Raw genomic sequence first — 14,967 nt, 5'->3', positions numbered from 1 at the left:
AATAGGAGGAGAAAAAAGATGAAAAAATTAAGAGGATTTTTAGTATTGGGAACAGCATTGGTATTAGGAGCCTGCGGGGCAGAAGAAACGAATTCAAATCAGGAAGAAACAGCTTCAACAGGCACTGAAGAAACGACAGAGACACTGACAGTCGGCGCTTCAAACGTTCCACATGCGGAAATTTTGGAATTTGTAAAACCCACTTTGGCAGAAGAAGGGATTGACTTAGTCATTGAAACGTACACGGACTATGTTATTCCTAACTTAGCCTTATCAGATGGGGATTTGGATGCAAACTACTTCCAGCATATACCTTATTTCAATCGTCAAGTTGAAGAAAATGATTATGATTTTGCTAATGCAGGTTCGATTCATTTGGAACCACTGGGTGCGTATTCTAACCGCCATGAGGACTTAAGTGATTTGCCAGAAAATGCAACCATATTAACCAGTAATAGTGTGGCAGACCACGGTCGTGTCTTAAGTATTCTTCAAGAAGCTGGTTTGATTACAGTGGATGACGCTGTCGAATTAACTGATGCCACGTATGATGACATTGTCGAAAACGAACTGAATTTACAATTTGAATACGAATATGATCCCGCCTTATTGCCTACTTTATATGCACAAGACGAAGGAGATGTCTTCTTTATTAACTCAAACTTCGCCGTTGACAATGATATCAGCCCAATCGACGATGCTATCGCTCTAGAAAACGAAGCCTCCCCTTATGCCAACATCATTGCCGTCCGTTCAGAAGACGAAGGCAATGAGTTAATTGATCGTTTAGTAGAGGTATTAAGATCGGAAGAGACACAAGAATTTATTTTAGAAACATGGAGCGGTGCTGTCTTACCGGTAACTGAATAAAAAGAATCAATAATAAATGACTAGTCGACGTCGAAAGATTAAGAATTGTCAAAGTTTTGACGGATGTCTTTACATCCCCCATTACTTCTTTAAAATAGAAGTATAAGTACGTATGACATGTTAGTTTAAACGCATGAATAGTGAAATGGGGTAAGGGAGACGTTGATGAATAAAGTATTTATTGCCGCAGCTAAACGGACACCAATCGGATCATTTTTAGGCGCATTAAAAGATGTATCAGCTTCAGATTTAGGAAGTTACGCTATTAAAGGAATCATTGAAGAATGTGGTATTAATCCAGAAAACCTTGACGAGGTCGTATTAGGGAATGTATTGCCAGCCGGACAAGGCCAAGGAGTGGCTAGACAAGCTGCCATTAAAGCAGGAGTAAGTGCACGCGTGCCTGCTTATTCCTTAAACATGGTATGCGGAAGTGGATTGAAAACAGTCATGAATGCTTACTTGGGTATTAGAGGTGGAGAATACCAAGCGGTTATTGCTGGTGGAGTAGAATCCATGAGTCAAGCCCCTTATTTGATACCTGGAAAGACTCGAACCGGCCATAAGATGGGCGGTTACCAAGTTGGCGACCATATGCTGGATGATGGATTGACGGATGCCTTTGAAGGGTACCATATGGGCGTGACGGCCGAGAATATCGTGGAATTGTACGGCATTTCTAGAGAAGATCAAGACGCCTATGCCTTTAATTCTCAGCAACGTGCTATAAAAGCCATTGACAGTGGTGACTTTGATGATGAAATCGTTCCGGTTGAAACGAAGGTCCGTAGAGAAACGGTTATCGTGGATAAGGACGAATACCCTAACCGTAAAACAACGGAAGAAAAATTAAACTCGTTAAGACCTGCCTTTAAAAAAGACGGTTCAGTGACAGCAGGTAACGCATCAGGCATTAATGACGGAGCAAGTGCAACCTTAGTTGTCAGCGAAGACTATATGAAAGAAGCCGGCTTGACGCCATTAGTCGAAATCGTGGCCATTGGTCAAGGTGGAGTCGATCCCTCTGTAATGGGATTAGGTCCGACACCGGCTATCAAACAAGCCATTAAACGCGCTGATATTGACTTTAAAGACATTGATGTTTTTGAATTAAATGAAGCATTCGCTTCTCAAAGTTTAGGCGTTTTTAAAGAAATTTCAGATGAGTTTGGAGTAAGTAAAGAGTATTTACTCGAACGCAGCAACTTAAACGGAGGAGCCATTGCATTGGGCCATCCGATTGGAGCAAGTGGCAACCGAGTGTTGGTGTCACTTATTCATATCATGAAAAAACGTGGTTTCAAGTACGGCCTCGCTTCCTTATGTATCGGTGGAGGCATGGGCGTAGCTGTATTAGTTAAAAACCCAGAAGCATAAGAAAAATCCCGAGAGTCAGGTTTCAGTCCTGATTTTCGGGATTTTTTTCTCTGTGTCAAGTAGTGTTGGTCATAGATTCGAAGGGGAAAGAATGGAAATCATACAGAATGCTAACAAATCTTCTACAACAAAGTAAAAAGCACTGCGGCACTAACAACTCCAACTAGAAAGCCTTCTAGATTCCCATTTCGCTCTGATGGCAGTTCGTGTTTAATGATATTGAGAGTCATCGCACCTGTTATGAAGGATTCGACACTCCCTATAAAATAATCCGGAAAGTCAGTGAATAAAGCAATAACATAGCCTACAATAATACTTCCTGATAAAAGCCATCTGCCATATTTATCATAAATACTTTCATGATGATGCCTCAGCCCCCAATCGTTTGTAAAAAAATGAAGAGCAAAAGCGATAAAGAAGATATAAATATTCGTATCTGTATTGGCATACTGAACGATAAGGTAACCGATCATCGCATTATAGACAGCAAAGAATCCCATTTGAGATTTAAAAAGAGCAGAATCGAGTTTATCTGGATTTTCTTTTTCATCCTGTGCATGAGCCCGAGCGATTAGTCTGTCTAAGGTATAAGAGATGATTAAGCCCGCTAGCGCGATTAAATAAAGAGCATATTGGAGAACATGTTCGTTTAACCAGTCAAAGGTCTCCATCGCCTCAGATTGAGTCACAGCCACCTGTGGCCAGAGATGAATGAAAATATAAGCGACACCCACACCGGCAGAAAATGAAACAAACCGTCTGACAATATGCTTGGGAAACGAAATATATTTGGAAAAAAAGTGAATAATAACGAAACCACTAACGAGAAAGAATGATACCCCCATCAGCTAATGCAGCTCCTTTAACTACGTGATAGTAAGAGTGTATCGCATTTTGTAAAAAAAGCTATAAAATATACTTATAGGAATGAAAGAAGACTAGCTGAATCATGAATACAATCCTTGTACTTCATCTAGCGTCAGTTGTATAATCAGGGTATCAAAAAGGTAATGAAAAGGAGGAAAGAATATGAATCAAAAGAAGTTGAGACGATCGAGACATGACCGGATTTTTGCAGGCGTATGTGGAGGAATGGCTGAATACTTTGGGTTGTCATCTACGGCTATCCGATTATTGTATATTTTATTACCCCCTGGCATATTTCTGTACATTATTTTAGCGATGATCATCCCAGAAGAATAAAAACTAACCCTCTTGTCCACTTTAGAATGGGCAAGAGGGTTAGTTAGTTAACCAAAAATGTCGCCATCTGGTTTAGCCATAGAAGACAATAACGACATGTCTTCATCTGTCAGTTCAAAATCAAATATGGAAATATTGTCTTTTTGTCTAACAGGTGAACTGGATCTTGGGATGGGCATAAAGCCATTTTGAACATGCCACCTCAAGATAACTTGGCCAATCGATTTGCCGTATTTGTCCCCAATAACTTTAATCGATTCTTTTTCCAATAAATCATCTGCCATGCGAGCGCCCAATGGACTCCATGATTGAGTCAATATACTATGCTCATTATTTGCTTTAATTAACTTGTCTTGAATATAATAAGGATGCGTTTGAATTTGATTGAGACTCGGAACCACACCGGTTTCATCTACTAATCGTTTCAATTGATCAGGGTGGAAGTTTGATACCCCAATGGAACGAATGAGTCCGAACCGCTTGGCATCAATAAGTGCTTGCCAAGCCTCCACGTATTTATCCTGCTTGGGGTCTGGCCAATGAATCAAGTATACATCGTAATAATCAAGCCCTGCACGGTAAAGAGATTCTTGAATAGCAGGTATGGCAAGGTCATAAGCATGGTATCGTTCAGGAAGTTTAGAGGAAATCATAACCTCTTGCCTGTTCAGTCCGCTTTCTCTCAAAGCCACACCAACCGTCGCTTCGTTTTCGTAGTTATAAGCTGTGTCTAAAAAACGGTAACCATTCGTTAGGGCTTGACGTATGGATAAAACGCCTTTTGCTCCTTTTAACCGATCGGTGCCAAACCCAATAGCGGGAACCTGCAAACCATCATTTAATGTGTAAGTAGGAATAGTCGTTGACATAATAACCCTTCTTTCTTAGTAATAAGATAAGTTTACCCTAAAAAGAAAGCGATGACAATCAATGAAAACGTGGTCGTTATAGTCACTCCACTTTACATAAAGAAGGGATTGAAACGTATCATTTTCACGGTGAACCAGTAAGGAAATTCACAATTAAAATGCTTGGAAAAGCAAGCCTAACAGCCATCATTCGGAATATACGTTAGCTTTCTTAACAAAAAAAAGCAAACTATTCTGCTACTATCCTGTATATCTATATGGTATTATCAAGATACTCTAAATCACACCTGATAACGAGTATGTTCACTCGTAACTATACTGAAGTAGGAGGAACTAACATCGAAATGAAACAGCGGCATTCTACCAGTCTGGAACACGATTACCAGTATTGTGAAAGAATCATACAAAAACATTCAAAGAGTTTTTATTTTGCCTTTTCAAAGTTACCCAAAGAAAAAGCTCAAGCTGTCTATGCGATATATGCCTTCTGCCGATTGGCTGATGACAGTATTGACGAAGCTGTAAGCCGAGAAGATCAAGAAAAAGCGTTAACTTACATGACTGAAGAATTAAATAAATTCGAAGCAGGAAATGAATCAGATCATCCTATATTGCGAGCCTTGCGTGATGTATTCAATCGTTATGACATGAGTATCCAACCTTTTTATGACCAATTAAAAGGTCAGGAGATGGATTACTATTTTAAACAGTCTGCTACACTAGAGGACTTAGAAACCTACAGCTATTATGTAGCCGGTTCAGTTGGTTTGATGCTTCTACCTATTATCGCTTCAAAGAATCATCACACATTAAAAGACGAAGCCGTTGCTTTAGGTGTGGCTATGCAGCTAACCAATATTTTGCGTGATGTGGGTGAGGATTATCAAAAAAATAATCGTATTTATCTACCTTCAGAGTTGATGAAAAAAGAACGATATACTGAAGAAGATATCGCCGGGCAGCATATCAATGAATCTTTTATAATGATTTGGGAAACACTTGCTACTCGAGCCGAAGCGTTGTATGACGTGTTTAATCAGTCAATCAGTCTCTACGATGAAGATAGCCAATTTCCCGTCCTCCTTTCCGCAAAGGTGTATGGAGGTATATTGGATGCGGTGAGAACGAGTTCATATGATTGTTACTCTAAGAGAAACCAAACATCTGCTAGAAAAAAGATGGCGTTATATAATGAAACCAAAATGGTTTTATCTAAATAACGATGCCTTTTTAAATAGTTAGTAAAGACAGACAAAGAGTGGAGCGAAGCGTGAATGACAGCAATTGATAAACTGGAAAAAGGGACAATCGTCGTCATTGGAGGAGGACTTGGTGGCCTGTCTGCCGCTATTTCTTTGGCTCAAAGCGGCTACGGTGTCAGTGTATTTGAAAAGAATGACCATTTAGGTGGAAAGTTAAATCGATTGGAAAAAGATGGCTTTGGATTTGACTTGGGACCGTCTATTTTAACCATGCCGCATATTTTTGACCGTTTATTCGAAAGAAGCGGAAAGAAGTTAACTGATTATGTTCCCATTAAACGACTTGATCATGAATGGAGATCCTTTTTCACAGATGGAACAGTCCTTGATTTGTACAATGATTTAAAGGACATGGATGAAAAAAACGAATCATTAACTTCAAAAGATATAAAAGAATACCAAACGTTTTTAGAGTACGCAAAAAAATTATATGATAAGACAGAAGAAGGCTATTTCAATAAAGGTCTCGACACAATGAAAGAGATTTTGAGTGAACACGGCTTTATTTCTGCGATGAAAGATTTTGATTATGCTCACACGATGTCTGACGGTATTGATAAACGTGTGTCAAATCCACATTTAAGAGATATGTTGAAATACTTTATTAAATATGTGGGCTCATCAGCCGATGACGCCCCGGCTATTTTGAATGTCTTGCCTTATGTGCAACACTCTCAAGGACTTTGGTATGTTGAAGGTGGCATGCATAAATTGGGTGTAGGCCTTATTATCTTGGCTGAAGAAGTAGGAGTACAGTTACATACCAATACTGAAGTTACGGCTATTATAACAGACGGAAAAGACACGGTTAGTGGAGTTGAATTGGCAAACGGTGAACAGGTCTTTGCCGACAGAGTGGTTTCTAATATGGAAGTGATTCCGACTTATCGTAAATTAATGACAGTTGACACATCAACTATTAACAAATTGGAAAAAGCTTTCGAACCTGCCGCTTCGGGACTCGTGCTTCACCTTGGAGTGAACAGGGAGTACCCTCAACTCGCTCATCATAATTTTTTCTTTTCAAATGATTCAGAAGAAAACTACAAAACGGTTTTCCAAAAGCATGAGCTACCTGACGATCCAACTATTTATTTAGTAAACAGCAATAAAACGGATCCCAGTCAGGCTCCTGCTGGACATGAAAACATTAAAATACTGCCTCATATTCCCTATATTCAAGATGAACCTTTTACAGACGAACAGTATGCTGCCTTTAAAGAACGGGTATTAATCAAGTTGGAAGATATGGGATTAACTAACTTAAGAGAGCATATTGTTGTAGAGGACCAGTGGACACCCGTTGATATTGAGCGCATGTATTACTCAAATCGTGGCGCTATTTATGGCGTCGTATCGGATCGTAAAAAAAATAAAGGGTTTAAGCATCCCAAAAAGAGTGACTTATTTAATGGCCTTTATTTTGTCGGCGGATCGGTCAATCCTGGAGGAGGCATGCCAATGGTGACATTGAGCGGCCAACAAGTTGATCAACTGATCACGGAAGAAGATAAGAAAGACTAAGTGTTAAGTGACTGTCTCAAATAAACACCCACTAATGAATCTGTGAAAAGAGAGTCGTACAAGTTACCGACCGTGTGATTCTCATTCTCGATTGCTTAGGCGGGTGTTTATTTTTGCAGAGGATATGAGAGATAGTATAGTATGATAGTGTAAAGAAGGTGAATGGTGTGGCACTACTTTTTTATAATGTTATGGCGTGGTTATTTTTCCATTTTTCTATTTCTTTTGGTCTACTATTACTGCCGGATTCATTTTTCTTATCCGGTCATTGGTCAAACGCTCTATTTAAAGAGAGAAAAATTGAAGAAAAAGGGAAGTTTTGGAAAAAATATACCCGGGTTAATCGGTGGAAAGATCGTCTACCAGACGGTGCCAGCTTATTTAATGTGGGCTATAAAAAGAAAACACTACCTAATAAAGGATTAGACTCGGTGAGGTTGTTTATTAAAGAAACGAAGAGAGCAGAATTGACCCATTGGCTACTGATGGTGCCTGCACCCTTCTTTTTCTTATGGAATCCACCTTGGGCAGGTTGGGTTATGATCGCGTATGCTTTAATCGTTAATGTCCCTTTCATTATTATTCAACGATTTAACCGCAGTCGATTGATTTCAATTGAAAAGAGAATGGAATATAAGTCGAAATAGAGGTTTTCTTTCAATTCACATTATGTTACTGTTAAAAAGTAAGTAAAGGTGAAAGGGGATTATATAATGTCAGAATTATATAAAATGAATGAACAAGTGATGTTAGGTACGGTAACTTTAAACGTTAAAGATTTAGACGTGATGACTCGTTATTATGAAGAATTAATTGGGTTGGACGTGTTAAACCAAACAGATACTGTTTCAGAATTAGGAATAAAAGCAGATGGTCAACCTCTGTTAAAATTAGTTAAAGTAGATGCAACGTCTCAGCAGACGATGAAGGCTGGTTTATTCCATACCGCATTTTTATTGCCATCCCGTAAAGATTTGGGAAATCTTGTGTATTCCTTCATAAAACGCGAGATACCAATCGGTGGAGCATCCGATCATGGATACAGTGAAGCCATTTATTTACAAGACCCAGAAAATAATGGGATTGAGATATACCGAGATAAAGATAAAAGCGAATGGGATGTTCAAGAAAACGGTCGAATAAAAGGGATTACTGTTGAAATGGATGCAGATGGCGTTTTAGCAAGCCGTGATGAAGGTCAAGTGGATAAAATGCCTTCTGGAACACTCATTGGCCATGTTCATTTATCCGTATCTGATTTAGAACAGAACCAAGAGTTTTATATGGATGTTTTAGGCTTAGGACTAAAAGATATGTTTGGTGATCAAGCACGTTTCTTAGCTGCGGGCGACTACCATCATCATATTGGTTCGAATACGTGGAGAGGTGCCTTGCCAAAACGAGATGAAACAGATTTAGGTTTGCGAGCTTACTCATTCGTCCTTCCAACTGCTGCGGCACTTGAAGAACTGAGAGATAACATCATTAAACTTGGTATACCTTTAGTGGATGACACTCAAGAAGCTATTAGCTTAGTTGACCCCAATGGCGTTAAAGTCGTCTTAGAAGTAAAAAAAAAAGCGTTTAATGTATAAGGAATAGATAAAACGAACAGGATTATTGGTTAGAAGGGTTTCCCCATACTCAATAACACTGTTCGTTTTTTGTTTACCATTTATAATAAATTAAAGCAACCAACAGAAAAGGTGGAAAAATGATGAGTCTATATGATATAACAGTTAACACAATAGAGGGAAAAAAGTGCCATTTATCGGAATTTGAAGATAAATTTATGGTGATAGTCAACACCGCCAGCAAATGTGGCTTAGTGGGTCAATTAGAAGGGTTAGAAGAACTGTATCAGGAATTTAAAGATCAAGATGTTGTCGTGCTCGGTTTCCCATCCAATCAATTTTTGAATCAAGAGCCATTGGACAATGAAGAGATACAAGAATTTTGTCAACTGAATTATCAATTAACGTTTCCCTTGTTTGAAAAGATAAATGTAAATGGTCAAAAAGCTCATCCACTATACAAAAAGTTAATAGCTGAAACAGGCAATAAACTCATTAAATGGAATTTCACGAAGTTTATTGTAACGCCACACGCTAAAGACATTATTAGGTTTGCTCCTACCACAAGCCCCGAAAAGGTAAAAGAGGAGTTAAACCGATTAGTTAACTCGAGTCGTGATTAATTACACATTCCGTTCACAATTAAGTTAGATTTTAAAAAAAGCGATAGTTCCAACATTCACAAGATAAAAAACCGATGAGTACAATCATTTAATTGGTTGTTCTCATCGTTTTTTGTTTTCCATGATAACTTATCACTAGCTTTATATTGACATATTTGCACATCGTGGTATTATTAATGTGAAGTTAAACACAAATAGGAGGAACACAACATGGTAAAGTTGAACAAACTTTTATTAATCACTGCAAGTATGGGGTTACTTGCTGCTTGCGATAACGGAGCGACAGAAGAAGATACAGGTGCGGACGCAGAAGAAACAACAGAAACAGCAGAATCAGATGCAACAACGGGTGCAACTCAATCTGTCGTTAGTGATGAAGAAACATTACTTGAAGGCCTTTCAGAAGAGGGTGGATGGATTGTAATCTTTGAAGGAGATGTAGAGTCTGACGAAGAGTTAGTTATGGCTGGTGGAAAAACAAATAACGATGGCGAAGCAGAACGCAAGTTAGCCTTATATACTCAAGATGCTGATCGTAATGTGACAGATACCTTTACTCTTACAGCTCCAAGCATTACCATTCAAAACGAAGGCACTCGCTTGCAAAACGGTACATTCGCTGGTGACGTTTATGTAGAAGCTGAAAGATTCCGTCTAATCGGTGGAACAATTGAAGGCGACTTAATCTTTAGAAGCGAAGAATTACAAGAATCAGCTGAATTAGAAGAAGGCGACGTTACAGGCGAAATTAGAGTAGAAGAAGAATAATCGTTGATTTTAATAAGGATGATATAAACGATTTCTCAACGGATTGTGGTATGTGAAATTGTTGACTCATTCACAACATTGCGATATAGTGGACTATGTATGAAACGAGGAAGTCATGTCCGGATGAAGTCATCTCTCCGCTTCTTCTTTCACTACTAGTCATACAATTTTTGCATAATGAAAGGTAAGGGATAACAATGGGATTATTTAAAAAGAGATTAGCAACAGGTGCAGCAGTTTTAGCACTAGGCGGCTTCTTAGCAGCATGTGATAACGGTGGAGATACTACCGATAACGGCGCAGATACAACAGAAGAAACTGGAGACGCAGTAACTGCAGCATCTATTACTTCAGACCCAGCAGAAGTGGCTGCTTCATTAAGCGCTGACGGAAATTGGATCACTGCTTTAACAGCTGACGTAACAGTTGAAGAAGAAATTACTGTAGCAGGCACATTCCACGACGGTGGAGACGAAGCTAACGATGAATACCGTAAATTAGCTCTTTATGAGCAAGACGATGATCGTAACGTAACTGGAGAATTCACTCTTACAGTACCAACATTAACTGTTGAATCACCAAACTTCCGTATTCAAAACGGTACAGTTGACGGAGACGTTTATGTTGATGCAGAAGGATTCGTATTAGAAGAAGCAGTGATTACTGGTAACTTAACATTTGCTTCTGAAGATATTGAATCTTCAGCTTCAATTAACGGAGACGTTCAAGGCGAAACTACTGTAGAAGAATAAAATGTTCAGCTTTTATGGTCTTAATACATGATATCGACTCACTTTTTAAGTGAGTCATCGCTTACCGGACAAGGGAGAGAAGGTATCATTTAACAATAAACAGCTCTTTTAGGTTGTGAAACCTTAAGAGCTGTTTTTTTGATGTAAGGGCATAAAAAAATGAATAAAAATTAATCTCTTTCTCCTTAATTCCTTATGTCTATGCTATACTAAAATAAAATAAATAGCTTAAGGAGGCACCACATGAAATTTAATGATTACACCTATGAGAGACCAGAGTATGAGTTGTTCAAGAAGGACTTCCTTCACTTAGTTGAGACATTGAAAACGGCTGAATCTCTGGACGAAGTGAAAGAGGCCATTGATGCCGTATCTGATTTAACCTCATCTTTGGATAGTATGGCGACACTAGCGTCTATTCGCTATTCAATCGATACGACTGACGAGTTTTATACTGAAGAAGATAATTACTGGAATGAATACTCACCATATTACCAAGAATTAACCACAATCTATTATAAAGCAGTATTGGATTCTCCTTTTATAGAAGAATTGAAGGAGGATTACCCACGTACCTTTTTCCAAAATATGGCATTTGAATTGCAAGCGTTTGATCCAAGCGTCATCGACTTATTGCAAAAGGAAAATCAGTTAAGTAGTGACTATCAAAAGCTAATTGCTTCTGCAGCGATTGAATTTGATGGGAAAACATTAACTCTGTCTCAGTTTGGACCCTACTTACAAGACACAGACCGCCAAGTGAGAAAAGAGGCATCAGAAGCTCAACTCAGCTTTTTCCAAGAAAACGAAGAAAAAATTGATCACTTATACGATGAATTAGTAAACGTTAGAGACACGATTGCGAAAAAACTAGGCTTTAAAGATTTTGTTGAACTAGGTTATATTCGTATGAAACGATTTGATTATGACCGTGAAAAAGTAGAAGTCTATCGTAAACAAGTTCTTGATTACGTTGTGCCGGTCACACAAAAATTGGCCAAACGCCAAGCTAAACGTATTGGCATCGAGGACATGAAACATTATGATGCATCCTTGCAATTCTTAGACGGTAACCCAACGCCACAAGGGGATCCAGATTACATTATTGAGAACGGAAGAAAAATGTATCACGAATTAAGTGATGATACAGCTGAGTTCATTGACTTCCTATTTGACCGTGATCTTGTTGATTTATTGTCTAAAGAAGGAAAAGCCAGTGGTGGCTACTGTACGTATATCCCTGAGTATCAATCACCCTTTATCTTTGCGAATTTCAACGGGACCTCTGGAGATATTGACGTGTTGACTCACGAAGCAGGACATGCCTTCCAAGTGTATCAATCACGTTGGATTAAGCAGCCAGAAATCGTCTTCCCAACTTATGAAACGTGCGAGATTCACTCCATGAGTATGGAATTCTTCACATACCCGTGGATGGAACTGTTTTTCAAAGAACAAACAGAAAAATACAAGTTTGATCACTTAAGTGGAGCGATTCGATTCTTGCCTTATGGCGTACTCGTCGATCATTTCCAACACGAAGTATACGAAAACCCAAGTTGGACACCTGAAGAACGAAAAGCAAGTTGGAAAAAATTAGAATCACAGTATTTACCTGAACGCGATTATTCTGAAAGTGACTTTTTAGCAAAAGGAACCTATTGGTTTAGACAAGGCCACATCTTTGCCTCGCCATTTTATTACATCGATTACACCTTAGCACAAATCTGCGCACTGCAGTTCTGGAAACGTGCCATCGTTGATAAAGACGAGCAGGCATGGATAGATTACATGGCTATTTGTAAAGCGGGCGGCACGAAGAGTTTCCTCGAAACAGTGGAAACAGCTGGCCTTCGCTTACCTTTCGAAGAAGGCTCACTTGAAAACGTTGTGAAAACAATTGACGAAGCACTGGAAGCAGTGGACGATACAGCCCTTTAAAAAACGAGCAAAAAAACCAGTTCATCTTAAGTGATGGACTGGTTTTTTCGTCGTCATTATAAGAATTAGATTTTAAGCCTTAGTCTTCCTCTTGCTCAGCCTTTATGATGTTGCTGATCACTTGTTCATTTGCTGATAGAAGAGAATGGACATCCTGTGCTTCTTTTTCTAAATTTGAATCTAAGGATTTCAACTCTTCTTCAATAGTAGAAATTAACGAACGAGCTTCACTAATCGAGCGCTCCACCATTTGGATTTCCAACTCTTCTCTTGATAAACCATGCAAAATCCAAGGAGAAGGAAGATCGAAAGGATGACTGTCAGGTAGAGACGCTGCGTCTTCTTCAGTTAAATCCATCCATATAACAGAAGCGGTGCCTTTGTCTTTAGCTTTGTCAAATTCTGATTGAATCGTTTCAAACAAACCAGCTTGCTCAACTAAATCATTCCATGGGTAGACAACGTGAAGTAAATCATCACCTTTTTTCTCTTCCCACATTAATAAGTAACGAGTCCTTTCAGCATTCTCAAAAAGCCTCCAGTCACTCAAGCGATCTTCAAACAACGAGTCACCAATTGGAAAAGGATAATACGCTTCAAATGGGAAAATTGAAGCTTCAAAAGACGGGTTTAAGTAAGTCTGATTTATCCATTCCTTTTTAATTACTAAGTCCTTCACTTCATTCCACACTTGTTTATCCGATCCTAAACGGGACACATCCGTTGCCTGGGCAGCGTATAAGCTCACAATCGGTGGTATGTTCAACTTTTTTAAAACAGTAAGCGCAGGTGTGTTGTGTTGTTCAGTGTTGGCACAAATCCATTCAACCGAGGGGTTAGCCAAAGCTTGATCGATGACGTACTGAATAATTCTAGTACCATAACCCATATTGCGGTAGCGACGGTCACTTCTTAGTCGACCGAGCATAACGTATTCCTGAGCGAAAACAGTGTAACCTGCCACAGCCACAAGGGTTTCATCTTCGAATAAGCCAAATAGGGCGTTATCTCCTTGAGAAATACGGTTAAAAACACGGAGCATGTAATCCTCTTCCAGACCAGTCTCCATGGACTGGTATAAATCGAAATCCTTAGGTGTTAATTGTCTTGTTGTAACGGCCATTCAAAGCCCTCCTCTATCTTTTTTTGGACACCGATTCTGAAGCTGATATAATCATAACCTTGTTTTTGATACATTAGTTTAGGCGAATCTTCAGCATCAGCGGCTAATATAACGGTTTTGTGTTCGTGATGTGCTCGTTGCATTACAGCTTGTTGCAAAGCAGTCGCAACACCACGTTTTCTAAAGTTAGGCAAGGTAAAGAGATCATCAATTTCAATCGTATCCTCACCTTCAATAATAATGGTTGAACCGACTGGGTCATTATTGATAGTCGCCATTAAAAATGAAACGTTAGACTGACTGAATAGTTGGTCATAAAAAGACTGCTTATGTTCAGCGAAAGCTGTGGAAATTGTCAAATCTTCTATATAGTTAATGGCTTTAAATGAGTCAAGTAACTCTTTACTCACGTTACTTATCCTAATTAACGGATCGACTGGTCCAGCTTTAAAGGATTTAGGAAGGATAGCGTATAGCTCCAACTTTTCCAAACCATAGTCGCTCTCATTCAAATAGGCAAGAGTGTCCGGATAAATGCCTTGGTTTTCTGGCCAATAAAATTTGACATGAGACAAACCGAAGTCAAATGAAAACTGACTGTTCATTTCTTCAATCAATTCAAATTCTACACGTACAGGAGAGATTAACAGTTGAAACACATTCGAGTCATATCTAAAACGTGCATCGGGATTAAAGTAATGAATAAAGAAATCATTTTGGTCATAAATAGAACTATGGGTTGCTAACTGTTTAAAAGAGAGCATGAAATCTTCCTTTCTCTGCTTAATTAGAATAGCAAACTTCTAAAAAGATAGAAAGTAGAAATAGTTATTATGTAAAAACAAATCATGGAGACTAGGTTATCAAGAGATATGTGTAGTGTTTGAGTGCCTAAAATAAGGAGTAACGTCGGTTTAAACAACTAATTATAACTATATGGACATGCGAGTGGCTTCGCTTTCAAAGAGTAGAGCGGCTGCAACAGTGTAGATGTTACTAAGTATAATAGTTAAGGGCACATTCTGATTTGTCATTTTTTGTTCACTAGACTAAAAATGAAATTGACTAAATAGCCGTGTTA

At 38.8% G+C, this 14,967-nt stretch carries 15 protein-coding genes; 11 read left to right on the top strand and 4 right to left on the bottom strand.

All coding sequences use genetic code 11. The features are described from left to right. Positions 1 to 18 precede the first annotated feature (18 nt). Complete coding sequence (locus C3945_RS05440) at positions 19 to 870, top strand: MetQ/NlpA family ABC transporter substrate-binding protein (protein ID WP_161878679.1); 852 nt, start codon at positions 19 to 21, stop codon at positions 868 to 870. Positions 871 to 1,035: 165 nt separating this feature from the next. Then, positions 1,036 to 2,247: an acetyl-CoA C-acetyltransferase gene (locus tag C3945_RS05435; protein WP_161878678.1), complete on the top strand. Its 1,212-nt coding sequence runs from the start codon at positions 1,036 to 1,038 to the stop codon at positions 2,245 to 2,247. A gap of 122 nt (positions 2,248 to 2,369) precedes the next feature. On the opposite strand, the gene C3945_RS05430 is transcribed toward C3945_RS05435, so the two are convergent. Next, on the bottom strand, positions 2,370 to 3,092 hold the full coding sequence (locus C3945_RS05430; RefSeq protein WP_161878677.1) for a hypothetical protein: 723 nt from the start codon (positions 3,090 to 3,092) through the stop codon (positions 2,370 to 2,372). A 184-nt stretch (positions 3,093 to 3,276) separates the two neighbouring features. Between C3945_RS05430 and C3945_RS05425 the strand changes: the two genes are divergently transcribed. Next, positions 3,277 to 3,450: a PspC domain-containing protein gene (locus tag C3945_RS05425; RefSeq protein WP_161878676.1), complete on the top strand. Its 174-nt coding sequence runs from the start codon at positions 3,277 to 3,279 to the stop codon at positions 3,448 to 3,450. Between the two features lie 47 nt (positions 3,451 to 3,497). Here C3945_RS05425 and C3945_RS05420 read toward each other — a convergent pair whose 3' ends face one another. Further along, positions 3,498 to 4,319 carry an aldo/keto reductase gene (locus C3945_RS05420; protein WP_161878675.1) on the bottom strand — a complete coding sequence of 274 codons (822 nt, stop codon included), beginning with the start codon at positions 4,317 to 4,319 and terminating at the stop codon, positions 3,498 to 3,500. 344 nt (positions 4,320 to 4,663) lie between these two features. On the opposite strand from C3945_RS05420, the gene C3945_RS05415 reads away from it, so the two are divergent. The 8 genes from C3945_RS05415 (at position 4,664) to C3945_RS05380 (ending at position 12,763) form a co-directional block, all read left to right on the top strand. Continuing rightward, a complete protein-coding gene (locus tag C3945_RS05415; protein ID WP_161878674.1) occupies positions 4,664 to 5,539 on the top strand; it encodes a phytoene/squalene synthase family protein in 876 nt (291 codons plus the stop codon). A 54-nt stretch (positions 5,540 to 5,593) separates the two neighbouring features. Next, on the top strand, positions 5,594 to 7,105 hold the full coding sequence (locus tag C3945_RS05410; protein ID WP_161878673.1) for a phytoene desaturase family protein: 1,512 nt from the start codon (positions 5,594 to 5,596) through the stop codon (positions 7,103 to 7,105). 167 nt (positions 7,106 to 7,272) lie between these two features. Continuing rightward, a complete protein-coding gene (locus C3945_RS05405; protein ID WP_237585489.1) occupies positions 7,273 to 7,752 on the top strand; it encodes a glycosyl-4,4'-diaponeurosporenoate acyltransferase in 480 nt (159 codons plus the stop codon). 66 nt (positions 7,753 to 7,818) lie between these two features. Next, entirely contained in the window at positions 7,819 to 8,700 is an 882-nt protein-coding gene (locus C3945_RS05400) for a VOC family protein (protein ID WP_161878672.1), read from the top strand. Positions 8,701 to 8,822: 122 nt separating this feature from the next. Next, a complete protein-coding gene (locus C3945_RS05395; RefSeq protein WP_161878671.1) occupies positions 8,823 to 9,302 on the top strand; it encodes a glutathione peroxidase in 480 nt (159 codons plus the stop codon). Positions 9,303 to 9,512: 210 nt separating this feature from the next. Next, positions 9,513 to 10,070, top strand: coding sequence for a hypothetical protein (locus C3945_RS05390; protein ID WP_161878670.1), 558 nt, complete (start codon positions 9,513 to 9,515; stop codon positions 10,068 to 10,070). 197 nt (positions 10,071 to 10,267) lie between these two features. Beyond that, complete coding sequence (locus C3945_RS05385; protein ID WP_161878669.1) at positions 10,268 to 10,822, top strand: polymer-forming cytoskeletal protein; 555 nt, start codon at positions 10,268 to 10,270, stop codon at positions 10,820 to 10,822. Between the two features lie 243 nt (positions 10,823 to 11,065). Continuing rightward, on the top strand, positions 11,066 to 12,763 hold the full coding sequence (locus C3945_RS05380) for a M3 family oligoendopeptidase (RefSeq protein ID WP_161878668.1): 1,698 nt from the start codon (positions 11,066 to 11,068) through the stop codon (positions 12,761 to 12,763). A 79-nt stretch (positions 12,764 to 12,842) separates the two neighbouring features. Here the strand turns inward: C3945_RS05380 and C3945_RS05375 are convergent, their stop codons facing one another. After that, complete coding sequence (locus C3945_RS05375) at positions 12,843 to 13,886, bottom strand: GNAT family N-acetyltransferase (protein ID WP_161878667.1); 1,044 nt, start codon at positions 13,884 to 13,886, stop codon at positions 12,843 to 12,845. Continuing rightward, positions 13,862 to 14,650 (bottom strand): GNAT family N-acetyltransferase, encoded by a 789-nt coding sequence (locus tag C3945_RS05370; RefSeq protein WP_161878666.1) that lies wholly within the window; start codon positions 14,648 to 14,650, stop codon positions 13,862 to 13,864. Before C3945_RS05370 ends, C3945_RS05375 begins: the two co-directional genes overlap by 25 nt. Positions 14,651 to 14,967: the final 317 nt, after the last annotated feature.

Source organism: Alkalibacterium sp. MB6 (assembly GCF_009935905.1).
Lineage (GTDB): Bacteria > Bacillota > Bacilli > Lactobacillales > Carnobacteriaceae_A > Alkalibacterium.
Note: the sequence above shows the minus strand (reverse complement) of the source record. Positions and strands in the feature narration are given on the sequence as shown.